The 26,422-nt window shown below is 40.7% G+C and carries 28 protein-coding genes; 13 read left to right on the forward strand and 15 right to left on the reverse strand.

Features of this window, described 5'->3' with window-relative positions:
- Positions 1 to 112: 112 nt before the first annotated feature.
- The 6 genes from PHR02_RS05130 to PHR02_RS05155 are packed head-to-tail and all read right to left on the reverse strand — an operon-like array spanning position 113 to position 6,651.
- The gene (locus PHR02_RS05130) at positions 113 to 964 is read right to left on the reverse strand and encodes a glycosyltransferase family 2 protein (RefSeq protein WP_299989858.1); all 852 of its coding nucleotides are present in this window, start codon (positions 962 to 964) and stop codon (positions 113 to 115) included.
- An 8-nt stretch (positions 965 to 972) separates the two neighbouring features.
- Positions 973 to 1,839, reverse strand: a complete 867-nt coding sequence (locus PHR02_RS05135) for a methyltransferase domain-containing protein (protein WP_299989861.1) — start codon at positions 1,837 to 1,839, stop codon at positions 973 to 975.
- Entirely contained in the window at positions 1,836 to 2,909 is a 1,074-nt protein-coding gene (locus tag PHR02_RS05140) for a hypothetical protein (RefSeq protein WP_299989864.1), read from the reverse strand. The genes PHR02_RS05135 and PHR02_RS05140 overlap by 4 nt, the downstream gene beginning before the upstream one ends.
- Positions 2,909 to 4,051, reverse strand: a complete 1,143-nt coding sequence (gene glf / locus PHR02_RS05145) for a UDP-galactopyranose mutase (protein ID WP_299989867.1) — start codon at positions 4,049 to 4,051, stop codon at positions 2,909 to 2,911. Before glf ends, PHR02_RS05140 begins: the two co-directional genes overlap by 1 nt.
- 3 nt (positions 4,052 to 4,054) lie before the next feature.
- Complete coding sequence (locus tag PHR02_RS05150) at positions 4,055 to 5,779, reverse strand: ABC transporter ATP-binding protein (protein ID WP_299989870.1); 1,725 nt, start codon at positions 5,777 to 5,779, stop codon at positions 4,055 to 4,057.
- Positions 5,776 to 6,651, reverse strand: a complete 876-nt coding sequence (locus tag PHR02_RS05155) for a hypothetical protein (protein ID WP_299989873.1) — start codon at positions 6,649 to 6,651, stop codon at positions 5,776 to 5,778. The genes PHR02_RS05150 and PHR02_RS05155 overlap by 4 nt, the downstream gene beginning before the upstream one ends.
- A gap of 74 nt (positions 6,652 to 6,725) precedes the next feature.
- On the opposite strand from PHR02_RS05155, the gene asnB reads away from it, so the two are divergent.
- Positions 6,726 to 8,531, forward strand: a complete 1,806-nt coding sequence (asnB, locus tag PHR02_RS05160) for an asparagine synthase (glutamine-hydrolyzing) (RefSeq protein WP_299989876.1) — start codon at positions 6,726 to 6,728, stop codon at positions 8,529 to 8,531.
- Positions 8,532 to 8,533: 2 nt separating this feature from the next.
- Here the strand turns inward: asnB and PHR02_RS05165 are convergent, their stop codons facing one another.
- From PHR02_RS05165 to dcd, 4 genes are all read right to left on the reverse strand, one after another.
- On the reverse strand, positions 8,534 to 9,028 hold the full coding sequence (locus PHR02_RS05165) for a GAF domain-containing protein (RefSeq protein WP_299989880.1): 495 nt from the start codon (positions 9,026 to 9,028) through the stop codon (positions 8,534 to 8,536).
- The gene (locus PHR02_RS05170) at positions 9,025 to 9,546 is read right to left on the reverse strand and encodes a GAF domain-containing protein (protein WP_299989883.1); all 522 of its coding nucleotides are present in this window, start codon (positions 9,544 to 9,546) and stop codon (positions 9,025 to 9,027) included. The genes PHR02_RS05165 and PHR02_RS05170 overlap by 4 nt, the downstream gene beginning before the upstream one ends.
- Positions 9,547 to 9,666: 120 nt before the next feature.
- Positions 9,667 to 9,903, reverse strand: coding sequence for a DUF465 domain-containing protein (locus PHR02_RS05175; RefSeq protein WP_299989886.1), 237 nt, complete (start codon positions 9,901 to 9,903; stop codon positions 9,667 to 9,669).
- Between the two features lie 42 nt (positions 9,904 to 9,945).
- Positions 9,946 to 10,506, reverse strand: coding sequence for a dCTP deaminase (gene dcd / locus PHR02_RS05180; protein WP_299989889.1), 561 nt, complete (start codon positions 10,504 to 10,506; stop codon positions 9,946 to 9,948).
- 72 nt (positions 10,507 to 10,578) lie between these two features.
- On the opposite strand from dcd, the gene accB reads away from it, so the two are divergent.
- The 3 genes from accB (at position 10,579) to PHR02_RS05195 (ending at position 14,613) form a co-directional block, all read left to right on the forward strand.
- The gene (accB, locus tag PHR02_RS05185) at positions 10,579 to 11,034 is read left to right on the forward strand and encodes an acetyl-CoA carboxylase biotin carboxyl carrier protein (RefSeq protein WP_299989891.1); all 456 of its coding nucleotides are present in this window, start codon (positions 10,579 to 10,581) and stop codon (positions 11,032 to 11,034) included.
- 2 nt (positions 11,035 to 11,036) lie between these two features.
- Positions 11,037 to 12,377 (forward strand): acetyl-CoA carboxylase biotin carboxylase subunit, encoded by a 1,341-nt coding sequence (locus PHR02_RS05190; RefSeq protein WP_299989894.1) that lies wholly within the window; start codon positions 11,037 to 11,039, stop codon positions 12,375 to 12,377.
- A 106-nt stretch (positions 12,378 to 12,483) separates the two neighbouring features.
- The gene (locus PHR02_RS05195) at positions 12,484 to 14,613 is read left to right on the forward strand and encodes a methyl-accepting chemotaxis protein (RefSeq protein WP_299989897.1); all 2,130 of its coding nucleotides are present in this window, start codon (positions 12,484 to 12,486) and stop codon (positions 14,611 to 14,613) included.
- Between the two features lie 224 nt (positions 14,614 to 14,837).
- Here the strand turns inward: PHR02_RS05195 and PHR02_RS05200 are convergent, their stop codons facing one another.
- Positions 14,838 to 15,674, reverse strand: a complete 837-nt coding sequence (locus PHR02_RS05200; RefSeq protein ID WP_299989899.1) for a peptidylprolyl isomerase — start codon at positions 15,672 to 15,674, stop codon at positions 14,838 to 14,840.
- Between the two features lie 92 nt (positions 15,675 to 15,766).
- On the opposite strand from PHR02_RS05200, the gene gltX reads away from it, so the two are divergent.
- Positions 15,767 to 17,149, forward strand: coding sequence for a glutamate--tRNA ligase (gene gltX / locus PHR02_RS05205; protein WP_299989901.1), 1,383 nt, complete (start codon positions 15,767 to 15,769; stop codon positions 17,147 to 17,149).
- Here gltX and PHR02_RS05210 read toward each other — a convergent pair.
- Positions 17,146 to 17,826 (reverse strand): MqnA/MqnD/SBP family protein, encoded by a 681-nt coding sequence (locus tag PHR02_RS05210; RefSeq protein ID WP_299989904.1) that lies wholly within the window; start codon positions 17,824 to 17,826, stop codon positions 17,146 to 17,148. The two genes, gltX and PHR02_RS05210, sit on opposite strands and share 4 nt — an antisense overlap.
- Before the next feature lie 109 nt (positions 17,827 to 17,935).
- On the opposite strand from PHR02_RS05210, the gene PHR02_RS05215 reads away from it, so the two are divergent.
- From PHR02_RS05215 to glp, 3 genes are read left to right on the forward strand one after another with little or no spacing between them, the layout of a single operon-like run.
- On the forward strand, positions 17,936 to 18,157 hold the full coding sequence (locus tag PHR02_RS05215) for a MoaD/ThiS family protein (RefSeq protein ID WP_299989907.1): 222 nt from the start codon (positions 17,936 to 17,938) through the stop codon (positions 18,155 to 18,157).
- A 2-nt stretch (positions 18,158 to 18,159) separates the two neighbouring features.
- On the forward strand, positions 18,160 to 18,606 hold the full coding sequence (locus PHR02_RS05220) for a molybdenum cofactor biosynthesis protein MoaE (protein ID WP_299989910.1): 447 nt from the start codon (positions 18,160 to 18,162) through the stop codon (positions 18,604 to 18,606).
- Entirely contained in the window at positions 18,603 to 19,802 is a 1,200-nt protein-coding gene (gene glp, locus PHR02_RS05225) for a gephyrin-like molybdotransferase Glp (RefSeq protein ID WP_299989913.1), read from the forward strand. The genes PHR02_RS05220 and glp overlap by 4 nt, the downstream gene beginning before the upstream one ends.
- Positions 19,803 to 19,889: 87 nt before the next feature.
- Here glp and PHR02_RS05230 read toward each other — a convergent pair whose 3' ends face one another.
- Positions 19,890 to 21,215, reverse strand: coding sequence for an MFS transporter (locus PHR02_RS05230; protein WP_299989915.1), 1,326 nt, complete (start codon positions 21,213 to 21,215; stop codon positions 19,890 to 19,892).
- A gap of 100 nt (positions 21,216 to 21,315) precedes the next feature.
- On the opposite strand from PHR02_RS05230, the gene rdgB reads away from it, so the two are divergent.
- Together rdgB and PHR02_RS05240 are read left to right on the forward strand one after the other, a co-directional pair.
- Complete coding sequence (gene rdgB, locus PHR02_RS05235; RefSeq protein ID WP_299989918.1) at positions 21,316 to 21,921, forward strand: RdgB/HAM1 family non-canonical purine NTP pyrophosphatase; 606 nt, start codon at positions 21,316 to 21,318, stop codon at positions 21,919 to 21,921.
- 10 nt (positions 21,922 to 21,931) lie between these two features.
- On the forward strand, positions 21,932 to 22,153 hold the full coding sequence (locus PHR02_RS05240; RefSeq protein WP_299989920.1) for a hypothetical protein: 222 nt from the start codon (positions 21,932 to 21,934) through the stop codon (positions 22,151 to 22,153).
- Positions 22,154 to 22,236: 83 nt separating this feature from the next.
- Here PHR02_RS05240 and PHR02_RS05245 read toward each other — a convergent pair whose 3' ends face one another.
- Complete coding sequence (locus PHR02_RS05245) at positions 22,237 to 22,716, reverse strand: hypothetical protein (protein ID WP_299989923.1); 480 nt, start codon at positions 22,714 to 22,716, stop codon at positions 22,237 to 22,239.
- A 146-nt stretch (positions 22,717 to 22,862) separates the two neighbouring features.
- Positions 22,863 to 23,642 (reverse strand): undecaprenyl-diphosphate phosphatase, encoded by a 780-nt coding sequence (locus PHR02_RS05250; protein ID WP_299989926.1) that lies wholly within the window; start codon positions 23,640 to 23,642, stop codon positions 22,863 to 22,865.
- Positions 23,643 to 23,756: 114 nt separating this feature from the next.
- Here PHR02_RS05250 and PHR02_RS05255 point away from each other — a divergent pair, with 114 nt between their 5' ends.
- From PHR02_RS05255 to PHR02_RS05265, 3 genes are all read left to right on the forward strand, one after another.
- The gene (locus PHR02_RS05255; protein ID WP_299989929.1) at positions 23,757 to 24,860 is read left to right on the forward strand and encodes an aminotransferase class V-fold PLP-dependent enzyme; all 1,104 of its coding nucleotides are present in this window, start codon (positions 23,757 to 23,759) and stop codon (positions 24,858 to 24,860) included.
- Positions 24,861 to 24,864: 4 nt separating this feature from the next.
- The gene (locus PHR02_RS05260; RefSeq protein WP_299989932.1) at positions 24,865 to 25,710 is read left to right on the forward strand and encodes an ATP phosphoribosyltransferase regulatory subunit; all 846 of its coding nucleotides are present in this window, start codon (positions 24,865 to 24,867) and stop codon (positions 25,708 to 25,710) included.
- Between the two features lie 18 nt (positions 25,711 to 25,728).
- A partial coding sequence (locus PHR02_RS05265) for an adenylosuccinate synthetase (RefSeq protein ID WP_299989935.1) occupies positions 25,729 to 26,422 on the forward strand: 694 nt, incomplete at its 3' end.

The following is a 26,422-nucleotide window of genomic DNA, read 5'->3' on the forward strand; positions in this document are numbered from 1 at the left end:
AAATGATTGAATTTCGATGTTGTAATTCATTTCAGTAAGACGGGATGCAAAAGCAAAACTACGATATCGGCTTGTCGCACCTTGTGTAGGGTATTTTGTGAAATAGGTGAGATTAGTCATGATACTTCCCAAAAATACCGCGTTTGTAATCGAGGTAGCCCCGTAGCATCATTTTGAATTTAGAGCATCTTTCTTTTTCGTAAAGAAGAACAATGATTATATCGACAAAAAATCTGGATTTTTCAAATTGACAATAAGTTGGAAAATTATTTTGATAAAGTTCAATAATCTTCAAACGATTTCTGAAACTATAATAACGACGTATTGGGCTGTGATTTGTACTGAAAAATTTCTTCCAAAATATTTGATGTTGCTTTAGATTTCCTAAGTTGTGTTCTAGTATTGCATGATTGATTCGAATAACTTTAAATTTTAAAAGATTGCTGCGAAGACAATATTCGTTGTCAACATAATCTATAAATAGGTTTTCTGTAAAGCCTCCGATTTGTTGAAAGACATCTAAATTGAGTAAATTACCTGAGGTCATCGTTGTTAATATTGTCGAATAAAGTTCTTTAGTGGAACTGTTTTGCTGAAACTTATTTGCATGAAAAGGTGAAATGATACTGATTTCGGATGCTGTATGTGTTTGAATATAATGTGTCATTTTTAAAAGCATATCTTGTGTTATCTTGCTATCCTGGTCCATGGTCAAAAGCCATTTATATCCCATATTTATTGCATTTTTGGAACCTATGTTTAATGCATTAGCGATACCTTGATTGCCGTGATTATCAATATAATAGATTTTTGAGTTTTTCAGAAGATTTTTAATAATAGATATCTTTTTTTGATCTGAGTTATCAACAACAAAGACGATCTCTACATCATTGATATAAGTATTAATATTATCAATTACGATGTTGTCAGGATTGTATAATACTACTACTGCTGCTGCTGCCAAAAGGGAATTCATGTATTGTCGGATGGGAAAGGTGATATTAGTTGCGATTTAAAAAATGCTTTATTCATTTGATCGGCATATGCGCTATTGTTTTTTGCTACAACAAGAATATGCATGGGCCAAATAGCTTCTACGCAGATAATTTCCATTTTTATATAATCAATCATTTTTATTGCTATTCGTGTTGTAAAAACGTGATGATGAAGGGCACGGTTTTCAAAGTTATTTAATGAACGTGATTTAAATTCTTGAAATGAACCAGCTCCTGTATCACGAGATAAGTCATGTAAGCTTAAAATTTCTTCCAAGTGAGTCAAATCATTTTCTTGAATATTGACACTATAATCTTCAATTAAATGTTCTATTGTAGTAGGTGGTCTCAGATGGTCAAATGTCCCATCTTTATGTGGTAGTAATAAGATAAGGTAGCCATTGTCCTTTAAAATTCTTTTCCATTCATATAACGCTTTTATAGGATTGGCTATATGCTCAAGTACATGAGAAGAGAGCATAAAATCATAGCTACGTGATGGAATAGGACTCATTTCGATACCGTCTAAAATATATTGATAGCCTATTTTTTGAGAGTGTGAATAGCAATAGTGATATCCTTCTTGTTGTGTATTCCATAAAGTATGATTAGAAAAATTACTGTTATCTAATAAGTTGATTGATTGATAAACTGGAAATATACCATTGTCTGTAAAAATCTGGCTTGGTCCACCAATTTCAAGTCCTTTCCCATTTAAGATTATTTGTTTGACAATAGCAAATGATTTGGGTTTTTGGCGATAAAATCGATTTAATACAATTAAAAATGTTCGTTTTAAACCATGTTCTATATATAAATTTAATAGTTGGTAAATGATTTTCATGGAGTCTGATTCTTTTGATGCAAACCAAAAATTTGCTTAACATCTTTTTTAAATATTTCTTTTTCTGTAAATATATAGGTTCGGTAAGGATCAAAATCGATTGATGCATCAGAAAAATTTTGGAGACAAAATTTTATTTTTGTGATTATTTGATCAACCACCTTCTCATCATCATGAAATTTATAATCTTCTGGAATAGGGATGTCTATATCGTTTTCAGCTGCCCCTTTTTTTCCAGTTATAATACAGCATCCACATATAGCAGCTTCTCTTGGAAATCTATCTTTACCAGGATGATTACCAAAATCTATATAAACTTTAGATATAAGCAAAAGTTTAATAAGCTCATTTCTATTCATGTTGATTAGTGGTACCCACTCTAATTCAGGAGAATATTCTATCAGTTTTTTTGTAAATTCCATTCCTTTTTTTGGATTATATAAAATATGATTTTTCCGTGTAGATAAAGCATGCTTGTATTGCGATGAAGTGTAATCACTATTGATAAAATCGGATAGATAATCTATGAGCTCAATATTAATACCACGAGACAAAAGATGCTGAAAGGCATAGTGTGATTGAACAAGATGATAGTCTACCTTGTTGCCTTTCATACTATCAAGAAAATCAGTATGCATAAAATGTGACAATGAAGGACTTGGTAAGAAATAAGATAAATTGAGAATTTTGGCGAATTTATTAAAATATCCTATCAATTTAATCCAAGTTTTTTTGGATAATTTGATTGCATAATAATTATCGATACTTAACCACCAAATGATTTTTTGAACATACTGAAATTTTTGCAATAAATCAGTATTAACTTCAGGGACAATTAATATATTGGATGAATGATCATCAATTGCAAAAGTCGTTTGGGTTTGATAGCAATTATATTCAGCAGGTTTTGGGGATAACGAATAAGTATCAAAATAATAAATTCTTGTATCTAATCCTAAGTTAATAAGAGCATGAGATAGTTGATGTAGTAATTCTGGTCCTCCACTGCTTATAGACGGAGATGCTATATATATAATCGTATTAGGTGTGATATTTAATCTTTTCATCATTATTCTTTTATTAATATTGAAGATAATTGAAGCGCTTTTTCTACTATATCATCCATATCATAGTACATATATTCCGCCAGTCGTCCAAGTAAAGTCAAATTTGGGTAGTTTTTTGAGTATTCAACATATTTAGCATAGAGCTTTTGGTTTTCATTGGTAAAGATAGGATAGTAAGGGGTGTTTTTTCCTTGTATATATTTTTCTGGGTACTCTTTGAGAATTGTTGTCGTATCACATTCGATGGGATGAATATGTTTAAACTCTGTAATTCTTGTAAAAGTGTGGTCATTAGGATAGTTTATAGTTGCTACTTTTTGATAATGTATTTGATTGACGAGTTCAAAATCCATTTTGACACTGCGATAAGGAAGCTCTCCAAATTTACAGTCAAATAATTCATCAATCTGTCCTGTATAAATAACTTTTCCACTAAATTTCTCCCCAAAAAGGTAAATTTCTTGTTCAGCTATAGAACCAACTTCTTTAAAATCAGTCTGTAACATAATTTCAATATTTGGATGGGCTAATAAGCTTTCAAAGAGTTTCGTATAGCCATATTTAGGAACAGCTTGGTAAATATCGGTAAAGTAGCGGTTGTCCCGATCCAATAGGATGGGAACACGTGCTGTTACAGCGCTATCCATCTCTTCAGGTTTTAGCCCCCATTGTTTGGCTGTGTAATTAACAAAGATTTTGTTATAAACATAATCAGCCAGACGCTGAAGATCTTCATCATCAGATTGTTTGAGTTCAAGAATAGGAATCTTACTTCCTAAAGGATAAGTAGCTAAAAGTTTTTTTTCTAGCAACTTTGCCATTATTGCTGGGAAAGCTTCATAAAGGGTATTAAAATTAAAGGGGAGGGAAATGTTTTTTCCGTCAACAAAAGCTAAAACATGATGTTGATAAGTTTCCCATTCTGTGAATTGAGAGAGGTATTTCCAAACTTCTTCATTATTGGTATGAAAAAGATGGGGACCATACTTATGAATTAAAATATTATTTTGGTCGCGAATATCGTAGCAGTTTCCCCCTATATGTGGACGTTTGTCAATCAATAGAATTTTATCCCCATGTTTCGATAGGCGCTCAGCCATTACTGTACCCGCTAATCCGGCGCCAACGATCAAATAGTCAAACATAAATTACCTTGATTCATTTTGTGCTAATCTCAATTTTTGGTTAGTGTGCAAAAGTTCAACTTTGACATTGCACCCCTCGATTGTACTAAGTCGATGAGCAATCACGATCAATGTTTTATCTTTACATATTTTATAGATTTCTTCCATAATTTTCGCTTCTGTATCATTGTCGAGAGCACTAGTAGCTTCATCGAGAACTAATATTTCAGGATTTCCATAGAGTGCACGGGCGATGGCAATGCGTTGGCGCTGACCTCCGCTGAGCTTGATTCCACCTTCACCAACCATGGTATTAATCCCTTGGTGTTGGATTTCCAAAAACTCCAAAAGAGACGATTGGGTGAGAGCCTCTTTGATTTTGTTGTTATCGATAGGTTTCCCAAAAGCGACGTTTTGAGCTACTGTACCATCGAAGAGATAGATACTTTGCGGTATATAACCGATTTTACTTCGCCATGCTTTGATATTATTTTCATTTAATGTTATGCCATCAACACTGATGGATCCTTTTTTAGGACGGTATAGGCCTATAATCAGATCAACTAATGTCGATTTCCCACTGCCGCTTTCGCCGATAAAAGCAATTTTATCCCCTTTATTAATACTGAGTGAGATATCTTTCAAAATAGGTTTGTTTTCATTGTATTCAAAAGTGATCTGATCGAGTTGAAGCGTTTTCTTGAACTCTATAGATTCGTTTTGCAGCTTTTCTGCATCGTACATTAGATTATTATGAATAATATCGAGAGAGCTTTTGTAAAAAAGGATTTGATTATAACCAGATAAGATGCGATTGGCTGATGGCATAAGTCGATATAGCCCTAAAACAAACATAGAGATAAGAGCCAACGCGCCGGAAATATCACTTTGATATTTGTCCACGAGATAAATAATCATAAAGATGATAATTCCAAATCCTAGAGCTTCTAAAAATAGTCTAGGAAAATGGGTCAGTGTTTCATTACGGATATTAGCCTGTGCATAGCCGGCACTGGCATGGTCGAATTTTGCGAGAATTGATTCAGTATTGGAAGTGAGCTTCATCATTTTAAAGTTACCGAGGCTGCTTTTGATAATTTCAAAAAACTTTTTTTGATGCTCTTCTCGGGAAATCCCCGCTTTTTTTATGGCACGAGATACGGTCAAAATTAGAAAAAAAGCATTGACAATAAGGATTGTACTAATAAGCAAAGTAATCTTCCAATTGATATAAAGCATTATCACATAGATAAAGATGACCACAAAGATTTCACTGAGCATGAGCAAAAGACCTGAAATGAGAGTGGTCATGTTTTGTGCTTCGTTGATAATAGCTTTACTAAGATCAGCACTGTTTTTATCAATAAAATTACGATAACTCATCCCCAAATAATTTTCAAAGAGACGATAGGCAATGAGATGATAACGTCCTTTTGAAAATTTGGCGAGTAGATAAAAATATCCTAGATTGAGTAATGAGCGTAAAAAATAAAAAATTAAAAGGGTTGCACCGATTGTTGTCACAAATTGGATATCATTTTTAAATTTAAAAAATGTGTATAGGTATTCAGTGTAAGAATTCGTATGAATATAATCAAAATTACTGGCTATGTTGATAAAGGGGAGTATAGCCCCTACCCCAATCATTTCGATCAACGAGACAGTAATAGAGATAAATATTAATAGAATAAGAAACTTCTTATCGTGTCGTGTAAGAATGGAAAAAAGTTTGGTAAAAAATACCCTCATTTTTTCCCTACCCGCTCACAATATCGTTTCGCATTTAAAAGTCGCTCTTTATGCCCAGTATCGGCTAATGCTTCTGGCATAACGTTGCGTAGATAATATTCGACATATTTACAAAGGTCGAGATCCCCTTTTATTCCTGCTTCAGCTTTGAATTTTTGGATTGATGTAGAACGCTCGGAATTTAAAAAGAGGGCTTGATTGAACTCAAAACCGAAAAAATTGAGTGATTCTTTAAATTGATGTGATAATTTCTCTTTAATTTCGTTAAAGTAGCGTAAAAATTCCTCTTTGTGAAGCTCTTCAAACTCTTTGAGTTTTCCCTGAAGATCTTCAAGCTCACGACGATGTGTTCCAATCATATGAATAGTATCAACATGATCACGGCGAATTTTTTTGAGTTCTTCTTCAAAGACGGTACGTTTATCGTGTGGAATGGGGGTCTCTTTATTATTAAACTGAGCTTCCATTATTTCTCGTTTTTGAAAGAGCGTGGTTTCTTTAGTAATCAACATTTGAAGTTCTGATTTGAGGGTTTCAAAGGTGTGTTTTTCACTCATGTAGGCATCTTGTGCACTTAAAAAATCTTTGCTGTAAACTTTGAGGGCGTATTGGCTCCGTTGTTCGAAGTCGCTATAACATTCATTGAGATAGCGGATGGTTTTAAATTTAGTGATTAGCTCTTGGTTATAGATAGTGGTGTCAAGGTCTTTGAACATTCCTGCGGCAGAATAGATAAATTCTTTAAAGACATCAAATCTAAAATCTTCGTCAAAATCGAACCCGATCGCATTGAAATATTTCTTGACAATTTTAATATCGTTTTCAAAAAAGGCTAAAATAACCTGTTTTTGAGAGAGGGTGATAGGTATCATTGTTTTCCGCTGCACTAAAGATGATCTTATGGTTAGGTTATGATAGCGTATAATTGCGTAAAAAAAGGTTTCATGTGTGCGGTGTATTCGGAATTATCGGTGATTACAACCCTCAAAAAGCGCGTGAAGCACTTCACAAAATTGCCCATCGCGGGAGAGATCATTGCGGAATTATTGAAGAAAAAAATCTTTTTTTAGCACACAATCGTCTCTCCATTACTGATCCCCATCCTAGATCTCATCAGCCGATGCGCAGGGGAAAAATCCTCATTAGTTTTAACGGTGAGATATACAATCATAACAAACTTCGCGATCAATTATCGGATACACTATGGGAAAACGAAAGTGATACGGAAGTTGTATTGGCAGCGTATGCGCGATGGGGAATAGCGTGTGTGGATTATCTAGAGGGGATGTTTGCCTTTGCTATTATTGATGGAGACAAACTCTATTTGGCGCGAGATCGTTTTGGTAAAAAGCCGTTATTCTACCATCATATAAAAGGATCTTTTGTCTTTGCTTCGGAGATTAAAGCGGTTAAACCTTTTTTATCTTCAGTGCAAATGAATAATGAAGCTCTCCATTCGTATCTCTCTTTTTTAGCACCTGTTCCTCCGTATACATTTTATCAGGGGATAGAAAAATTAGAGTCAGGTGAATGGCTTTGTTTTGAACAGGATAAAGTCACTAAGCACCGTTATTACAAGGTGCTTCAAACTCACTCACGGGTTTTCACGGATAGGGACGAAATTGTAGAAAAAATAGAGATAGAACTGCACCGATCTATTGCTATGAGGCTTGATACAAAAGCTCCGATAGCGGCTCTTCTTTCCGGCGGGTTGGACAGTGCAATGATCTGTGCCATTGCAGCACGACAGGGAAAAAAGCTTCCCGTTTTTACCCTCGGGTATAATGAATACGGAGCGTATGATGAGAGGGCAAATGCAGCAGTTACGGCAAAGTATTTGGGGCTAGATCATACAGAAGTTATTATTTCTCAGGATGATTTTGAGGAACATTTGGATGAGTTGTTGGTCCACATGGATGAACCGCTCAATGATCCTGCCGCATTGCCCTTATATCTATTGATGAAAAAAATAGGCTTAGATGGTTACAAAGTGGTCCTCAGTGGTGAAGGTTCAGATGAGTTATTTTTGGGATATCGGCAATATTTCGAGTATCTCGACATAGAAAAAGCTTCATCACTGCACCACAAAAACTGGCTCAAAAAATATTTTCACAGCCATTTCTCGATGAACCGCGAATGGGAGTGGTACAAACGGGTATTTGATGAGACGCTGCTGTTTCGTACATCGGGTGAAAAATTTACCGATTTGCAGCAAAATAAACTTTGCCGTCGTAATGTTCGGGATAATGAATCACTTCGCTTTTTGCAAACCTATCGAGACGAATTTGAGCAAAGTGGACAGCGCGATCCGAGCTTATGGTACAGCATGATCGATTTGAAACTCTTCGTCGGAGAGCATTTTCTCACTAAGCTTGATCGGGTTTCGATGGCGCATACCCTCGAAGCGAGAACACCGTTTTTGGATCATCGGTTAACCGAAACGGTACTTGCTGTTGATCCTGTACTTCGCATTGGTGGAGGGGAAAGCAAAACCCTTCTCAAGCAAATCGCCCGAAACTATCTTAGTGATGAGATTATTGATCGGAAGAAAAAAGGATTTGCCAACCCCTATATGGAGTGGTTGATTGCTTCAGGACGCCTTGATTTGATTCGGGAAGTGAATGAGAAAACGGGACTTTTTTATCCCGAAGTGATAGAAGAGTATTTAGCGTTAGCACGTCGAGGGAAATTCAAACAACATGTATGGGGGCTCTATGTTCTCAGTCATTGGATAAATAGGGAATTATTGTAACCCTATTTTTCCTCCATCAACAGTGCCAGTTCCAACGTTCCGCTGATATAATTGGCAAAAAAGCTCATAATCCCTTCATCTTTATCATCAAAGTCACCGTGATACTTGTTCAGGAGTTGAATTACTCCAATAACCTCTTGACGCGAGTTAAAGATAGGGACAGCAAGAATATTACGGGTGACGAAGCCGCTTTTTTCATCGATTTTTGTTAAGAATCGGCTGTCTTCATACGGATTGTTGACAAGTTGAGCTGCTTTTTTCTGAACGGTATCACCGACGATCCCCGAATCAATACCAATAGCAATGCGTCCGATTCCATCACTGAGTTTCGTCCAAAGCATTCCTCCCTCTTGATCGACCATAAAGATTGAACATCGTTCGGCATTTACAATTGCTTTTGCTTCTTCAGAGATACTAGGCAAGGCATCTTCGATATGATCTTGTGCATTAAGGCGTTTACCAAAATCGGCAATTCTTTTATAGATTTCTATACTCATTCTATCCCTTTTCTAATAAGTGAAGCTTCATCATCGAAGAGCATAGCAAGCTCAAGGTAACCACTAATGTAATGAGCAAAAAAGATCATAAATTTAGCATCTTCAGGCGTGAACCCTCCAATCTTATTTAAAAGTTGGAAAACGCCGATAATGCGTCGATTGGAATCAAAAATTGGGATAGAAGCAAGATTCTCAGTAACAAAGCCGGTTTTATTGTCAACGGCATGAAAAAAACGGTCATCTTCGTAAGGGTTGTTGACTAAAATCGGTTTTCCCTCTTTTAGGGTATGCCCTACGATTCCGTCATCTTTATGAACCATAATTTTTTCGACCCCATCGGCTAATGTGCTCCAGAGCATTTCAATTTTAGGGTTGTAGATAAAAATAGAGCATCGCTCAGCTTTGATTACCTGCTTGGCATATTCTGAGATCATCGGAAGTCCCTCAGAGAGTGTCGGCCGTTTGAGTAAAGAGCGGCCAAATTCGGCCAGTGCGCTATAAGAAGCGGTGGATATCATTCAATTACCTTTTGTGAAGAATTCACGGAAAAGTAAATCGTATCCATTTAAAGCTAAAAATCAAATCAACAGAGAGGTAATAATTAAAGATTTCCCCTAAGTAGGGGAGAGGAGGATAAATTAGAGGTTGTTTGCTTTTTTGTATTCGATGATCATTGCATAAGCTTCATCTTTAAGCAATAATTTTTCTTTTTTGAGTTTTTCAAGCTCAAGATCTGTCATTGGGACTTCACCATTTTCGGCTTTTGTAATTTGATTGTCAAGATCGTTATGACGATCAAAAATTTTCAAAAAGTGGGCATTTGCCGCATCATTTTGTTTCATTTGGGTGATTACATCGCGGTATTCGTGCAACATTAAGTGTCCTTGCGTGGAAATTTATCGGAATTATAGCACTACTTAATTTAAAATCCGTGGAAGAGTGATTCCCTCTTGTCCTTGATACTTTCCACTTTTGTCTTTATAAGAAGTTTCGCACATTTCATCCCCTTGTAAAAAAAGAACTTGTGCGATCCCCTCATTGGCATAGATTTTTGCCGGTAAAGGGGTGGTATTGGAGATCTCGATGGTGATGTGGCCTTCGAATTCCGGTTCAAACGGTGTGACGTTTACGATGATACCACAGCGTGCATAGGTCGATTTACCCAAACAAATTGCTAAGACGTCACGAGGAATTTTAAAATACTCTACCGTACGTGCTAACGCAAATGAATTTGGGGGAACGATGCATACATCGCCAGTGAAATCGACTACATTCATATCGTCGAAATGTTTTGGGTCAACAACGGTGGAATTAAGATTGGTGAAAATCTTAAATTCGTTCGTCACACGGATATCGTACCCGTACGAACTAAGGCCGTAACTAACGACTCCAACCCCTACTTGATCTTCGCAAAATGGGGTTATCATCCCCTCGTTTAATGCCTTTTCCCGTATCCATCCGTCACTTTTGAGACCCATATTCTATCCGTTCTTAATTTTATTTGTGGTAGTATAGCACATCTATTACCCTACTTTTAGGAGCATTTTCCGATGGATATGAAACAAATCAAAGCACTTTTGCAAGAGTTTGACGCAAGTACTCTTTCAAAATTAAAAATTACTCAAGACGCTTTTTCAATTGAACTAGAAAAAAATATAGGTGTGGTTGCCGCACCTATGATGGCGGCTCCTGTCGCAGTAGCAGCTCCTGCAATTGCAGTATCTGCTGTAGCTGAAAGTGCAGCTCCGGCTGCTGTAGCTCATACAGGTGATATGATCGTTTCTCCAATGGTTGGAACATTTTATGCCTCACCATCTCCTGATTCGGCCCCGTTTGTAAAAGTAGGTGACCGCGTGAAAAAAGGGCAAGTTATCGCGGTACTCGAAGCGATGAAAATCATGAATGAACTTGAAGCAGAATTTGATTGTAAAATTGTGAGTATTCTAGTCTCTGATTCTCAGGCAGTTGAGTACGATATGCCATTATTTGCTGTTGAGAAGCTCTAACTATGGCGGAAATTAAACGTATTTTAGTCGCAAATCGCGGCGAGATTGCGCTTCGTGCTATTCGTACGATTAAAGAGATGGGAAAAGAAGCAGTAGCGGTTTATTCCACTGCGGATAAAGATGCATCCTATCTAAAACTTGCCGATGCTGCGATTTGTATTGGCGCCGCTTCAAGCTCTCAAAGTTACCTGAACATTCCTGCAATTATCGCTGCGTGTGAAATCAGTGGATGTGATGCAGTGTTTCCGGGATATGGATTTTTGTCTGAAAATCAACATTTCGTTGAAATCTGTACCCACCATGGGATTAAATTTATCGGACCGACTCCTGAAGTAATGGTGATGATGTCTGATAAATCGAAAGCGAAAGATGTCATGATTGCCGCAGGTGTTCCGGTTGTTCCGGGTTCTGATGGTGCGATCAAAGATATTGCTGAAGCCAAAGTGCGTGCGAAGGAAGTTGGTTATCCGATTATCCTTAAAGCTGCAGCCGGTGGCGGTGGACGCGGGATGCGTGTGGTTGAAGACGAAAGCTATGTCGAAAATGCTTTTTTAGCAGCAGAAGCGGAAGCGATCGGTGCATTTGGCGATGGTACGATTTACATGGAAAAATTCATTAAAAATCCACGTCACATCGAAGTACAAGTGATTGCCGACTCTCATGGGAATGTTCTTCATATCGGTGAGCGTGACTGTTCCATGCAGCGTCGTCATCAAAAACTGATTGAAGAGTCTCCTGCGGTAGCATTGACCCCTGAAATTCGTGCCGCATTGCACGAGTCAGCGGTTCGTGCAACTAAATACATCAAATATGAGGGTGCAGGGACATTTGAGTATCTCCTTGATGCCGATAAAAATTTCTATTTTATGGAGATGAATACTCGTCTTCAAGTTGAGCATACTGTTTCTGAGATGGTGAGCGGTTTGGATTTGATCGAGATGATGATTCGTGTTGCCGAGGGTGAAGTATTGCCTGCGCAAGATAGCGTTGTTCTTACTGGCCACTCAATCGAATGTCGTATTACAGCAGAAGACCCGATCAAATTTTTACCAAGTCCGGGGAAAATCACCCAATGGATTGCTCCGGGCGGACGTAACGTTCGTATTGATACTCATGCTCACGCTGGGTATATCGTACCTTCTACTTATGATTCGATGATCGGTAAATTGATTGTGTACGGAAAAGATCGTAATGATGCTATCGCACGGATGCATCGAGCGTTGAGCGAGTTTACGATTACAGGGATTCGAACAACGATCCCTTTTCATTTGAAAATGATGCAAAATCCTGATTTTATCAACAACAACTTCGACACCAAATACCTCGAAAACTATAACGGCTAATTGCCGTTATAACTCTTTCTAAATTCATCGTATTAAAACTCTTTTTTAGATTGTTTTCATTAAACTGTTTCTTATACAGGCTGTAATAGTCATTCAAGGGGTAAAGGTGAATAATCTTAGTATTGCACAAAAAGTCCATATTCCGCTCGTAGCGTCTATTGTTATCGGATTTGTGGTTGTCTTGATTAACTATTGGCTCTCTGTAGATCAGATTCGTGAAGAGAGTTATGCTACTCAATCTAAAGAGATGAAAACCGTCTTTACTGAAGCATTGGAATCAAAAAACAGTGTTGGCATTACAAATGCGATTAATATTGCAAAAAATAGTGCCGTCATTAACGGCCTCAGTAGTGGTGATCGAGAGGGGACGTTAAAAAGTCTCAAATCACTCTCAAAAGAGTATAAAGAGCACACAAAATTTGGAAATATCAAAATCCATGTCCATGATAAGGATGTCCGTAGTTTTATCCGTGTTTGGAAACCCGAAAAGTTCGGAGATGACCTAAGTAGTTTCCGTAAAACAATTTTAGCAGTTAAAGAGACACGAAAACCTCTTGTTGCTATCGAAGTTGGGGTGGCAGGATTGGAGCTACGTGGGATTGCTCCTATCGAATTGGATGGTGAATATTTGGGTTCTGTCGAATTTATGCAAGGGCTTAACTCGGTTGTTAAAGATTTACAAAAAAACTTTGGGACTGAACTTATTATTGTAATTGATAACCGCTATTTAGAGAATGCAAAAGAGTTGCAAGATGCTCCAAAAATTGCTAAAGATTATACCTTAGCCGTTAAAGAGGATGTTGTTAATAAAACATTTTTATCTGAATTGAATACGATAGAGTTTGATCCTAAAGCAGGCGCTTTTAACACAGATAATTATTACGTTACTCCAATTGCGATCAAAGATTTTTCAGGTGAAAATGTTGGGTATGCGTTTAGTGCAAAAGAATTAGCAACCGTTGAGGCGATCATTAGTCAATCGGAAGATTCCCTTATGCGGCAAGTGGTTATTATGGCGGTTTTAGACGGTTTTATTCTTTTCTTATTGATTTGGATTGTGCGACGTGCGGTAATTGATCCGATTGAACATTTAGATCACATAGCAGAAGAATTGGGCAGTGGTGAAGCAGATTTAAGCAAACGTTTGCAAATTAATTCGAACGATGAGATTGGAAAAGCGGCAAAGAGTTTTAATATTTTTATCGATAAAGTTCAAAAAATTGCTGAAACAGCTCAACTACGAGCGCAAGAAGCGATGTTTGCAAAAAGTGAATCGGAAAATCAGGTACAAAAAAATGATATGTCATTATCACTTGCGAGACAAATGATTCGTGGTTCTATTTCGAACGCGGGAAGTCTTCGTACTTCTTTGGAAGGAAATATCAAAAATCTTCATGAGGTTAATGAGCTTAATTATGATACCGGTAAAGTTGTTGATGATGTGAGTAATCAAACGGATGAAATCATGGCGAGTATGTCAAATATTACAGAAATGATTAATGACTCAAGGGCTAATTCAGAACAACTCAATCACAATGTAAGTGAAATCTCCAATGTTATTACCCTTATTAAAGATATTTCGGACCAAACCAATTTGTTGGCTCTTAATGCAGCCATTGAAGCAGCGCGTGCAGGTGAACATGGACGAGGGTTTGCCGTTGTAGCGGATGAAGTGCGAAAACTTGCTGAACGCACCCAAAAAGCAACTAGCGAAGTGGAAGCCAACATTAGTGTGTTAAAGCAAAACTCTATAGGGATGCTTGAAAATAGTGAGCGAGTAGAAGAGCAGGCACATTCTTCGTCTGAAAAATTGGATAAATTTAAATCCATCATGGATAAATTAATTCAAAACGTAGAGCAAATTAAAGAAGACAATCAATCGATTAGTTATGAAATTTTTGCAAATATGGCAAAAATTGATCATATGATTTTCAAAAATAATGCTTATTCTGCCGGTTTTGAAGGGGAAGTGGCTCAGCAATTTAGCGATCACCATACATGTGCACTGGGTAAGTGGTATGAACAAGGAGAGGGCAGAACTACTTTCTCTTCACATCCGGTGTACGCAAAAATGCTTGAACCACACAAGAGAGTGCATGAAGAGGTACGTAAAGCAATGCAATTACTCAGTGAAGATCCGAGTAAAAATGGGAAAGCGATTGCACAATGTTTTGAAAAAGCAGAAGAAGCAAGTGATGAACTTTTCGGTATTCTCAATGAGATGGTGGAATCGTAAAGATTCCTTCCTATCTGCTACACACTAAAACGAATGCATCCGTTTTAGTGGCAAGGACTCCTTCGGCTATGCTTAAGCATATAGCCTTTGGTTTCAAAGCTAAAAAATTCAAGCAGTTGAATTTTCTGACGCTTTTCACCTTTGCAATCCCCTAAAGCTACAAAAACTAGGTTTTTGAGAATTTTAGTGGTATTCATACGCTCTTTTTAGCAAAGTGCGTAAGGTTAGTTCGGTAAACGGACAATTTTGATATCTGCATTAAGACGAAGTCGGGTGAAGTAATCATTCAAGACTTGATTTCGTTTCTCTCCCACAATCGCATTGGCAATTTGAGGTCTGATAGATTCAAGATTTTCAGTGACAACATTGTTTTTATCGCGAATATAAAAACTCATAAATCCATTTTTTCCATTTGGCAAAACGGGGCTAAAATTTCCATTTGGTGTTTTATTAAGGATCTGGGCTAATTGTGGATTGATTTTATTATAAGGGATAGTTTCGTCTTTATTTTTAATTATTTCAATGTCGCGCATTGGATCGGCAATTTTTGCCATTAATGCCTCTTGAGATGAGGAAAAGTACGTCGTAACATCGAAACTCTCGGGGCGTGAAAATTCATCCAAATGGAGTTGGTAATATTCATTTTCCTCTTCAGTAGTAGGTTGCCCCATTTTAGAAAAAGCGATAGCACTATAGAGTTTTTGCCCTTTGATAGTCTCTTCTACTTTTATTTTTAAATCTTTTTCACTAAGTCCGCGTACGCTCTGCATAGCGTTTAAAAATTGTTCCATAGAGAGATTATTCTGTGCTGCCATACGGGTGAGTTCTTCATTGATTTCAGCAGAAGAAACGGTAATTTTTTTCTCTACTGCTTCGAGTTGTTCTAATTTTTTACGGATTAGGGTATCGGCACTTTGCGCAGCACTGGTACCACTGAGTTTCATCTCTTCTTGCACCTCATAAAGGGTGATAGGGGTGTTTTTAACCAACACTGCCACACCGCCGATAGGGGCGCTCCATAAAAAAGTAGCGAGTAACGCTGAAAGGGTGAGAGAACGCATTGATGCTCCTATGCAAAAGTTTCCTATTTTACCCGCTTTTAACATAGCCTTAACTAAAATTGCGCAATTGCATCCAATAAAGGATTTTACACATGGTAGTAACCAGATTTGCCCCAAGCCCGACGGGATATCTTCATATCGGCGGATTACGCACGGCACTCCTTAGCTATCTTTGGGCGCGCCGCAACAATGGGAAGTTTTTGCTCCGTATCGAAGATACCGATTTCAGCCGTAACGATGAAGCGGCGGCACTTGCGATCGTGGAAGCGTTTAAATGGGTCGGATTGGAGCATGACGGGACAATCGAGTACCAATCAAGCCGTTTGGCAATCTACCAAGAGTATGCACAAAAGCTTCTCGATAGCGGAAAAGCGTATAAATGTTACATGAGCCGCGAAGAGCTTGATGCCTTGCGTGAAGAGCAGATGGGGCGTAAAGAGAGAGCAAAATACGACAACCGCTACCGCGATTTTACAGGGACACCACCGGAGGGGCGTGAAGCGGTTATCCGTATTAAAGCTCCATTGGAAGGTTCTATTACCGTACACGACGGAGTTAAAGGGGATGTTGTTTTCAATGTCGCCGATATCTTGGATGATTTTATTATCGCCCGTGCTGACGGCACACCGACCTATAACTTCGTGGTAGCCGTCGATGATGCATTGATGGGGGTCACCGACGTTATCCGAGGTGATGATCACCTCTCCAACACTCCAAAACAGATTGTCGTCTATGACGCGCTTGGCTTTGCACTACCGCGCTTTTTTCATGTTCCTATGATCCACAACCATGAGGGGAAAAAACTCTCCAAGCGTGACGGTGCAACCGATGTGATGATGTATAAAGAGATGGGATATACCCCTGAAGCGTTGCTCAATTTCCTTGTCCGTTTAGGATGGAGTCACGGCGATCAGGAAATTTTCTCAATGGCGGAGATGTTGGAACTGTTCGATCCGAGCGATATCAATCGCTCCGCATCGGTGTACAACGTTGAGAAACTCGATTGGCTTAACAGCCACTACATCAAAAATATGTCCAACGACAAATTGTGCGAGCTTTTGGAATTTCACGGGGTGATGCTCGTAAGCCATGATAAGCGGGAAATCTTGCTTGATGCACTAAAAGAGCGTGCCAAAACATTGGTTGAGATGGCAACGCTTATCAATGAGATTTTGGTACGCCCTGCCGCGTTTGATGAAGTGGCACTTAAAAAAGGGTACAAAGAAGATAGCAAAGCGATTCTGGAAGCTTTTGCCCAAGCGCTTAAAAACAGCACAGAGCTTCATCTCCCGAGTGATTATCACCATGTAATGGAAGCGGTTGTTGCGCAGTTGGAGATCGGTTTTGGAAAAATCGGTCAGCCGTTACGTGTTGCACTGATGGGGAAACTCTCAGGCCCTGGGTTAGACAGTGTTATGGCGATCATCGGTGTCGATGAGACGTTGGCGCGGATTGATGCGCTTTTAAATCATTAATATCTAATCTTTCCGAATGAGGGATTCAGCCCCCTCTTTTTCGCTTCTCCCACAAAACGTTTATACCCCTTTTCTTCTTTTACACCCACTTTATAACTAATAAATTTTAGATAATGGGTGATTTGCGCAGGGCTAAGGTTGCTTTTTCGAGATGCTTCCATGAGCATATAATAGGGAATTTTCACTTTCTTGGAAACAAACGCTCGGCTAAGGCGGCGAAGCTCATCGGTGTGATGATGGGTGCATAGCAGGGCAAAGACGAACGGAAGTCCTGTGCGCTCATGCCAAAGCCCCCCCAGATCGATATGCTCACCTCCGTTGTAATAGTAGCGAAGTGCTTTGTCTCCGATTAGTACCTCTCCGTGGACATTGAGAATCTGTGCAAGGAGGTTGGACGTCGCTGAATCGGCATCCGCTTTGTCGGCATTGGGGAGTGATAGGACGCTGAGCACTTCACGTTGTGCGACGATCCCAACCCCGAAGTGACGGCAGTTTTTGGCGGTGATACTGGAGATAAATGCCGCATCGATTCGGCGCATGGCAAACTCGCGGTTGAGGGCTGAGGGGACACCTTTGTGATAATGGAGGCTTTGGTGAAATCGGGTGCTTCGGGCGTAGCGTTTGATAAAGACGTGAAAAGGGAGGAGATTTATAAAATCAATTTTGCCGAAAATCACATGTGCTCCCTAGTAAATAAGAGTTGTATTATACTTAACCCAAAGTAAATAAGTCAGCGTTAGGGCTCTTTTGCTATAATCTCATTAATATGAATATGAGGATTTCGCGATGGTAACCGTAGAATTTTTAGGGCCGATCCAAAAGGCACCGCTAACATTGGAAGTATCATCATTGCGTGATGTGGCTGAGGCATTAAAAAATGACAGTGAAATGGCACAGTGGTTGGAAAACTGTGCCGTAGCGGTCAACGATACACTGGTTGCAACTCTCGATACACTGCTCAAAGACGGTGATAAAGTTTCACTTCTTCCTCCGGTGTGCGGTGGATGAGTATGGTAGAGCTTTATAACGGAGCACTGAATGTTCCTGAAATCATTACCCGATGGTATGCAGAAGAAGCTGAATATAACTACGGTGCCTATATACCCTTTATCGGAACGGTACGCGAGGAAGACGAGATCGAGGGACTAAGTTTCGATGTGTATGAGCCGATTTTATCCAGTTGGTTTGACGCATGGCAAGTAAAGGCTGAGGCTCTTGGGGCAAAGCTCAAAATGGCACATTCTCGAGGAGATGTATTGGTACATGAAAGCTCCTATATCGCGGCGGTATTTTCCCCGAAACGGCGCGTGGCACTTGAGATGATCGAGCAGTTTGTTGAGGATTTTAAAGCTTCCGCTCCGATTTGGAAATACGATCTGAAAAATGGTGAGCGCCTTTATGCGCGTGATCGATCTACCGCTATTGCGGGGGCAGGCATTTTGGGAGGAAAACAATGATTTCGTATGAGACCTCTCAAAATATGATCAGCCTCCTCAGTATCGGCACTGTCCGAAGCGAGCGTATTTTTCTCTCCTCTGCGCTGGGTCGTATTTTGGCGGAAGATATTGTGGCAGATAGTGATTATCCTCTCCATCCCACCTCAGCAATGGATGGGTATGCGATTCTGCACAGTGATTTAGATGAGTATGAGTCGCTCGAAATTTTAGGCGATAATCCCGCCGGAGCCGACGAAATTGGCGGCGTGATGAGCGGTGCGTGTATCAAAACCTTTACCGGATCATTAATGCCAAAAGGTTCTGATACCCTCATTCCGATTGAAAATGTGCAGGTAGAGGGTGCGCAAATTCGTATTGTAAAAGAAGTTTCTTGCGGGTTTGCCGTCCGTCCAATCGGGGAAAGCTACCGCGAGGGAGAAGTCTTAATCGCGCGCGGAACGAAAATCGGTTTTGCCGAAATCGGTGTCTTGGCGGGGATTAACCGAGTGATGATCCGCGTTGCTCAGCGTCCGCGTGTGGCGATCATCGCAACGGGGAGCGAGATTCTCGACATCGGAGAAGCTGCGCGTCACGAGGGGCAGATTCGAAGCTCAAACAGCTACACTCTCCAAGCCCTCGTCGATGCTCTCGGAGGCGAGAGTGTTCAAATGGGGATCGTCGGAGACGATAAAAATGCCATTATGGAGCGTTTCGAAGAGGCGATCAGTTCATGCGACATCGTCGTGAGCACGGGCGGGGTGAGTGTCGGCGATTACGATTTCGTCAAACACATCGTCCCGCGCCTTGGTGCCGAAGTGATCTTCAAAGGGGTGAATATCAAACCGGGTCAACACGTCATGGTGGCTCAGCGCGGATCGAAATTCATCGTCTCTTTGCCGGGGTTTGCCTACTCGTCTACCGTCACCTTTATCCTCTACGCCGCACCGTTGATCGCTCGGATGTTAGGGGTTGAGAACCCGTACGACGTGATCGAAGCGACCCTAAAAGTACCGTTTGCAAAACGTTCGAACAAAAGCGAATTTACCGCATGTAATTTGACCTTTGAAGAGGGGCGTTATTGGGTCGATTTTGAGGGGAAAAAGACGGGTAGTTCCGCTATTTTGACCAATCTTCTCGGAAATGCGGGGCTTATGATCTGCGGTGAAGAGGATGGGGATTTGGAATCGGGGACACTGGTTAGAGTTATAAAATTATAATTTAGAACGCAAACGTAGCAAAGCCCCTTTTGCTACGTTAACACTAGGTTTCCTTCGGCAGGAAGCCCATGCACGTTTACGTGCATTTTAACCTTTAACTATCTTCGCTTTAATCGCCTCTTCTTCTACCATATCTTTACGATACTTCACAGCGACAATATTTTCGGTTTCATTGATATACCACTCTGCAATATGCTCATGTTCCAAGTTATTTAATTTTTCCATATCGACATGATCTACCGGGATATAAAGATGGGAATAACGGTGAGGATTTTTCATTTTAAATGTCCACAAAAGCCACAGTGTACTGATAACGATCAATCCAATAGCCAATACTTCACGGTTGGAGTATTGTAGCGCAATTCCCGCAGCAGCACCTCCGAGAAAAGTCATAAAATAGGCAACGCCGTTGGCAATCCCAAGCGCGGCTCCCTTTTGATGTACTTTAGCGTATTTGGAGATCATCGATTGAACGAGCGGCTCCATCATGTTAAATGCCATAAAGAAAGCGATGACTCCGAGAACAAACTCCCAGCTTTTGGTTGCAAATCCCATTAGGGTGAATGAGACGATAAACAAGACGATAGAGAGCAAAAAGATTTCGCGTGGTTTATTGTATTTTTCACCAAACACCGCCGCAGGTCCCATAGCGATAAGCCCCATGAACATTGCCGGGACATAAACCTGCCACAGCTCTTTGGCTTCCCATTTGAAGATACCTGCCGTGTCTAAAAGCAAGATCGGGATGAGGACGAACGCGACGGTCATCAACCCTTTTTGCATCCCGTTTGTGATGATCATACTAAGCAGATTAGGGTCTTTCAAGATATCAGCCGTCGTAGTGGTTGAGTGATAGATGTGACGGATGCGCGGAGGGGTAGGGACTTTCGTAAAGAGTACCAACATCGCCAAGATGGAGAGTACGGCGGTGATCCAAAACAATGATGAGACACCCGCATAGGCACTGATAACGGGACCGGCAGCCATAGCCAGAGCGAAACTGATTGCGATGGTTCCCCCCATAAGTGCCATTGCTTTTCCACGTGACTCTTCGCTCACTAAATCACTGATCATGGCTGGGATTACCGCACCGATAGCTCCGGCACCTTGTAAAAAGCGCCCTGCCATAAGAGTATAGATATCCGTGCTCACCGCACAGATGATGGAACCGACTAAAAAGATGATCAGTCCCACAAGAAGCGTTGGCTTACGACCGATTTTATCGCTCATCACCCCAAATGGAACTTGAAAAATGGCTTGTGTGAGGGCATAGCCTCCGACGATAACCCCGACGAGAAAGGGAGTTGAACCCTCAAGTCCAAGGGCATACGCTGAGAGAACGGGGAGAACGAGAAAAAGACCGAAAAATCGTAAGGATAAAATTGCAGAGAGAGGGAGAACTGTTTTAAACACCTTGTCACCTTAAATGAGTTAAAATTTTCGTCATTATAGTACATCTGCGTATGAGGCGGATGATTGAGAAAATATTGCTAAGTCTAATCTAAGGAATGAAATGAAAGTTGTATTGGCAACATCGAACAAAGGAAAGGTGCGTGAAATCATTGAACTGCTTCATGATCGGGAGGTTTTCCCTTATACCGAGCTGATAGAGGGATTTGAAATCATCGAAGATGGCGATACCTTTAAAGAAAATGCGTTGATCAAAGCTCGTGCCGTTTATGCGGCACTGGGAGATCACGAGGCGATCGTAATTGCCGATGATAGCGGTATCAGTGTCGATGCATTGGATGGGGCTCCAGGGATTTACAGCGCACGTTACGGTGGAGAGGGTGCGAGTGATCGGGATAATCTTCTGAAACTGGTAGAGGCGCTAAAAGAAAAAGGTTTAAATACTTCTCACGCTCACTATACGGCGGCGATTGCGATTGTGTCGCGCGAAGGGGAAAACTGTGTTCATGGATGGATGCACGGAGATGTGATTACGCAGTTACGTGGCGAGAACGGCTTTGGATACGATCCGATCTTTATCCCGAGTGGATACGATCAAACGCTCGGAGAACTGCCGAATGATGTGAAAAAAGGGCTTTCGCATCGCTCCAAAGCGTTGGAGTTGGCGAAGATTTTGATCGATCAGATTAAGGTTTTACGGACAAGATAGGAGTTCCAAAATGATCCCTTTGGATGAGTATGAGAATGAACTTTTAGAGAGTGTCGAAAACGGTGAATGGGTGAGTAAAGGGAACGTAGATGAGCGGTTGAGGGTGTTGCAATCCTATATCAAAAACCAGAACAAAAAAGCTAGATTCCCGATCTACCTTAAATGGCACGTGAAGTCGGGAATGACGGAGGAATTTACGTCGTTCGCCCTGAGCTTGTCGAAGGGTATTTAGTTCATGGTTCGACAAGCTCACCACGAACGGAATTGCCGCCTCTTCGTCATTCCGTACTTGATACGGAATCCATAGATTTAAAATTAGAGTGCTAGAATACCTAAGCCAACAAGTATCGCAGATAAAATGAATGCTAGAGCAAACGCTATTGCCATTCCACCAATGATTCCGAATAGTACATGCCAATTCGACTGTCTTAATTCCTTATCTGCAACAAATGCATTGACTTTGGCATTTTCTGGTATTAAAGTTATATTGTTTGATAAAAAATATTGTTTTGTTAAGAGAGCTAATCCGAATCCTATTACACTTGATAATAAAAAACCTACTGCTGGTTTAAGATGCATGAAGATTGAAATAAGAAGAAAACCTACCGTAAAAAGCAATCCAATAATAAGTGCCGAGTTTCTTTTTTTACTATCTCCAAAACTTCCATAGTTTTTTACCAAAAAATAAAACCCTGTTGGAAATCCGCCAACCATTGAGCCAATTAAGAGATGCACAGGAGAAAAAAGTTTTCCCTGTAATTGATTTACTTGAGATGGGATTTGACTTTCTGACATTTAAGATTCCTTTTTCAATTTTTTATAAGTTTATTTTAGCAGAGAGAGAGAGAATGGTGTCAATGAGTTAATTTGTTATTTAATATTTTCTGTTATTTTATTTATCTAGCTGGATTCCCGATCACGTCGGGAATGACGAGAAGCTCTCACGCCGGAAGTGTAGTAATCAAATAAAAGAAAATAATCCCCACAACGATTCGGTAAATCGCAAATGGGGTAAAGGTATGACGGCTAACGAAGGCAACAAACAGCTTCACCGTTGCAAGGGCAAATACAAAAGCCGTTATAAATGCTATAGAGAGCATGAAATAGTCATCCACCACCATTTCATTACGGTGCTTGATGAGATCGTACGCGGTAGCAATGATCATGGTAGGGATAGCAAGGAGAAACGAAAACTCCGCCGCACTTTTACGGCTAAGTCCCATCACTAATCCACCGATGAGTGTAGCCCCTGAACGGCTGGTTCCTGGGATCATTGAGAGGCTTTGAAAAATACCGATAGTAAAGGCTTGTTTAAAGGTTAATTCACTGATATCTTTCCCTGCATCGATGGGTTTATCACGACGAAGATATTCAAATAGCAAAAATACTATCCCTCCTGCGATCAGCATAATACTCACGGTTTCGACTCCAAAAAGAGCTTTAATCTGCTTATAAAATAAAAAACCCAAGACTCCTGCGGGGAGAAAAGCGACACCGATTTTTAACCATAATGTTTTGTCTTGGAGAAGTCTTTTAGCGTATAAAAATAAGACGGCGAGGATACTCCCTAGCTGTATAGAGACTTCAAATGCTTGATGGGCGTTGGTTTGCTCTAACCCTAAAAGATGTGAAGCTAAAATGAGATGCCCAGTAGAGGAGATAGGGAGAAATTCGGTGACCCCTTCGAGGGCTCCGAGGATCAATGCGTCAAATAATGTCATAAAAAGCTCTTTTTTGTGTGCAATTGTACCATAGCTTTACCCCTTAAACCTCCGCTAACCTCAATTAGGATAAAATGCGCGGATTTATGACACTTTCCCTCAAGGAATTTTTGAATGTTACTTTTTACCCCAGGCCCTACCCCTGTTCCTGAATCTGTCCGTGTTGCGATGGCAGGCGAGACACTGCACCACCGTACGCCGGAATTTGAAGCGATTTTTGAACGAACCCGCACATTGTTATTTGAACTTCTTGGGATGGATGAAGTATTGATGCTTGCGTCATCGGGCACAGGAGCGATGGAAGGTGCGGTGATCAATCTCGCTCACTCCAAACTCCTCTCGATCAATTCGGGAAAATTCGGTGAGCGTTTCGGCAAAATCGCCGTAGCTCATGGGATCGCAAACGTTGAAATTAAACACGAATGGGACACTCCGGCAACCGTAGAGGAAGTCCAAACGGCATTGAACGCAAACCCGGATATCGATGCGATTGCGATTCAAATCTGCGAAAGTGCGGGCGGATTGCGCCACAGTGTTGAAGCGATCGCAGCGGCAGTTAAAGTACATAACCCAGCTATTATGGTGATTGCTGATGGTATCACGGCGGTGGGTGTTGAGAAAATCGACGTCACCAATATCGACTGTTTGATTTCAGGGAGCCAAAAAGCATTGATGCTCCCTCCGGGGCTTGCGATCATGGGTCTCTCCAATGCGGCGATTGAAAAAATGGGAAGCGGCAAAGGGTATTATTTCAACCTCGTTACCGAGATTAAAAATCAGCGCAAAAACACGACAGCATGGACGGCGGCAACGACGATTACCATCGGATTAGAGTCTATTTTGAACCGCATCAAAGCAGAGGGTGGACTCGATAAGCTCTACGCCGACACGGCGCGCCGTGCGCAAGCAACCCGCGAAGCGATGGTAGCAATCGGTCTTTCTATTTATCCAACAGCTCCCGCTGATTCGATGACGACGGTAGGGGACGCGGAAGCGAAAAAAATCCGATCAACTCTCAAAGCGTTCGATGTGAATGTCGCGGGTGGACAAGATCACATCAAAGATTCGATTTTCCGTATCAACCACATGGGTCTGATCGCTCCGTATGAAGCGTGTTGGGCAGCGAATGCGGTGGAATTGGCACTCGATAAAATGGGACGCCGCGCCTATGACGGAACCGCTAACCGCGTGTTTAACACCGTCTATTTTGGACTCTAGTATTATGGTATTTGAACACGAAATCCCTGAGGGTTCCAAGCTCTATTTTGCCGCTACGGCAAAGACCAAACGACTTATCGAAACCAAAGCGAGCACACTTCTGAGCGATGCAGGCTTTGAAGAGATCATTACACCGCTGTTTTCATATCATCAGCACATGAGTGTTTGCGATCAGCGTGAGTTGATCCGAGTTAATGACAGCGAAAATCATCCGATCAGCCTCCGTGCCGATTCGACGATTGATGTCGTCCGTATCATCAACAAACGCCTCGGCGGTAATACGGAACACAAAAAATGGTTCTATATCCAACCGGTATACCGTTATCCTGCGGACGAGCAGTATCAAATCGGGGTTGAGATCATTGATGAGCCGAATCTCAAAGTTGCACTGACCCAAGCCACGCGGATTTTAAATGTGTTGGAGATGAAGCCGTTATTGCAAATATCCAATATTAATATTCCACGACTCCTTACCGAGATGTTGAATTTGAACTTGGATGATTTTCGTCATGTGAACATCGAGAAATTTTTGTCCCTTAAAATCGACTGGTTGACCCGATTGGTTTACATGCAGCATGCTGATGAGATCGATGCTGTTGCCGCAATCGTCCCAGACGCGATCAAACCGGAGCTTTTGAAAATAAAAGAGCTCTGCGAAGGGCTCGAATATCCGAATGTAGTCATAGCCCCTTTGTATTACGCTAAAATGCTCTATTATGATGAGCTTTTTTTCCGTGTTATCGAGGCTAATGAAGTCTATGCGATGGGCGGACGCTATAAAAGCGACGAAACTGTTTCAGTCGGATTCGCTATTTACACCGATGCGTTGATTGACGCATTACACCAATAAACTAAAGTAGGATTATTTATGAAAGCGGATTTAATAGTAGGGATTCAGTGGGGAGACGAAGGAAAAGGGAAAATCGTTGATTTGCTCGCGCAAAAATATGATTGTGTCGCCCGTTATCAAGGGGGGCATAATGCAGGACATACTATCGTTGTTGATGGCAAAACACATGCCCTTCACCTAATTCCATCAGGAATTTTGAACCCGAAAGCGATCAATATCATCGGTAACGGTGTGGTTGTTTCTCCTGAAGCGTTGATCAAAGAGATGAAACAGTTTGATAATCTTCTCGGACGTTTGTTCGTTTCTGAATCGGCGCACATGATCTTGACGTTTCACACATTGATCGACCAAGCCAAAGAGAAACTTCGCGGTGAAAAAGCGATTGGTACCACGGGCCGCGGTATCGGGCCTGCATATAGTGAAAAAATTGCCCGTGCAGGATTCCGCCTCGGTGAGCTTCGTGATGTTGCAACCCTCACCAATCGTGTCATGGAGTATTTTGAACAAAATAGTGCAATTTTTCAAGCGTTGGATATCTCCTTACCAAGTAAAGAAGAGTTAACCGTAGAACTAACAACCTTTTCGGAAGCGTTGGTACCGTTTTTGGCAAACACAACGCAGATGGCATGGAAACTGATGGATGATGAGAAAAAAATTCTCCTAGAAGGTGCTCAGGGGACGATGCTTGATATCGATCACGGTACCTATCCGT

Source organism: Sulfuricurvum sp. (genome assembly GCF_028688295.1).
Classification (GTDB): domain Bacteria; phylum Campylobacterota; class Campylobacteria; order Campylobacterales; family Sulfurimonadaceae; genus Sulfuricurvum.

Excerpts from the sequence above, each read along its gene's own strand:
- PHR02_RS05135 (WP_299989861.1), bottom strand. The coding sequence starts at position 1,839 with ATGAAAATCATTTACCAACTATTAAATTTATATATAGAACATGGTTTA.
- PHR02_RS05140 (WP_299989864.1), bottom strand. The coding sequence starts at position 2,909 with ATGATGAAAAGATTAAATATCACACCTAATACGATTATATATATAGCA.
- glf (WP_299989867.1), bottom strand. The coding sequence starts at position 4,051 with ATGTTTGACTATTTGATCGTTGGCGCCGGATTAGCGGGTACAGTAATG.
- PHR02_RS05150 (WP_299989870.1), bottom strand. The coding sequence starts at position 5,779 with ATGAGGGTATTTTTTACCAAACTTTTTTCCATTCTTACACGACACGAT.
- PHR02_RS05155 (WP_299989873.1), bottom strand. The coding sequence starts at position 6,651 with ATGATACCTATCACCCTCTCTCAAAAACAGGTTATTTTAGCCTTTTTT.
- PHR02_RS05165 (WP_299989880.1), bottom strand. The coding sequence starts at position 9,028 with ATGAGTATAGAAATCTATAAAAGAATTGCCGATTTTGGTAAACGCCTT.
- PHR02_RS05170 (WP_299989883.1), bottom strand. The coding sequence starts at position 9,546 with ATGATATCCACCGCTTCTTATAGCGCACTGGCCGAATTTGGCCGCTCT.
- PHR02_RS05175 (WP_299989886.1), bottom strand. The coding sequence starts at position 9,903 with ATGTTGCACGAATACCGCGATGTAATCACCCAAATGAAACAAAATGAT.
- dcd (WP_299989889.1), bottom strand. The coding sequence starts at position 10,506 with ATGGGTCTCAAAAGTGACGGATGGATACGGGAAAAGGCATTAAACGAG.
- accB (WP_299989891.1), top strand. The coding sequence starts at position 10,579 with ATGGATATGAAACAAATCAAAGCACTTTTGCAAGAGTTTGACGCAAGT.
- PHR02_RS05190 (WP_299989894.1), top strand. The coding sequence starts at position 11,037 with ATGGCGGAAATTAAACGTATTTTAGTCGCAAATCGCGGCGAGATTGCG.
- PHR02_RS05200 (WP_299989899.1), bottom strand. The coding sequence starts at position 15,674 with ATGCGTTCTCTCACCCTTTCAGCGTTACTCGCTACTTTTTTATGGAGC.
- gltX (WP_299989901.1), top strand. The coding sequence starts at position 15,767 with ATGGTAGTAACCAGATTTGCCCCAAGCCCGACGGGATATCTTCATATC.
- PHR02_RS05215 (WP_299989907.1), top strand. The coding sequence starts at position 17,936 with ATGGTAACCGTAGAATTTTTAGGGCCGATCCAAAAGGCACCGCTAACA.
- PHR02_RS05220 (WP_299989910.1), top strand. The coding sequence starts at position 18,160 with ATGGTAGAGCTTTATAACGGAGCACTGAATGTTCCTGAAATCATTACC.
- glp (WP_299989913.1), top strand. The coding sequence starts at position 18,603 with ATGATTTCGTATGAGACCTCTCAAAATATGATCAGCCTCCTCAGTATC.
- rdgB (WP_299989918.1), top strand. The coding sequence starts at position 21,316 with ATGAAAGTTGTATTGGCAACATCGAACAAAGGAAAGGTGCGTGAAATC.
- PHR02_RS05240 (WP_299989920.1), top strand. The coding sequence starts at position 21,932 with ATGATCCCTTTGGATGAGTATGAGAATGAACTTTTAGAGAGTGTCGAA.
- PHR02_RS05245 (WP_299989923.1), bottom strand. The coding sequence starts at position 22,716 with ATGTCAGAAAGTCAAATCCCATCTCAAGTAAATCAATTACAGGGAAAA.
- PHR02_RS05250 (WP_299989926.1), bottom strand. The coding sequence starts at position 23,642 with ATGACATTATTTGACGCATTGATCCTCGGAGCCCTCGAAGGGGTCACC.
- PHR02_RS05255 (WP_299989929.1), top strand. The coding sequence starts at position 23,757 with ATGTTACTTTTTACCCCAGGCCCTACCCCTGTTCCTGAATCTGTCCGT.
- PHR02_RS05260 (WP_299989932.1), top strand. The coding sequence starts at position 24,865 with ATGGTATTTGAACACGAAATCCCTGAGGGTTCCAAGCTCTATTTTGCC.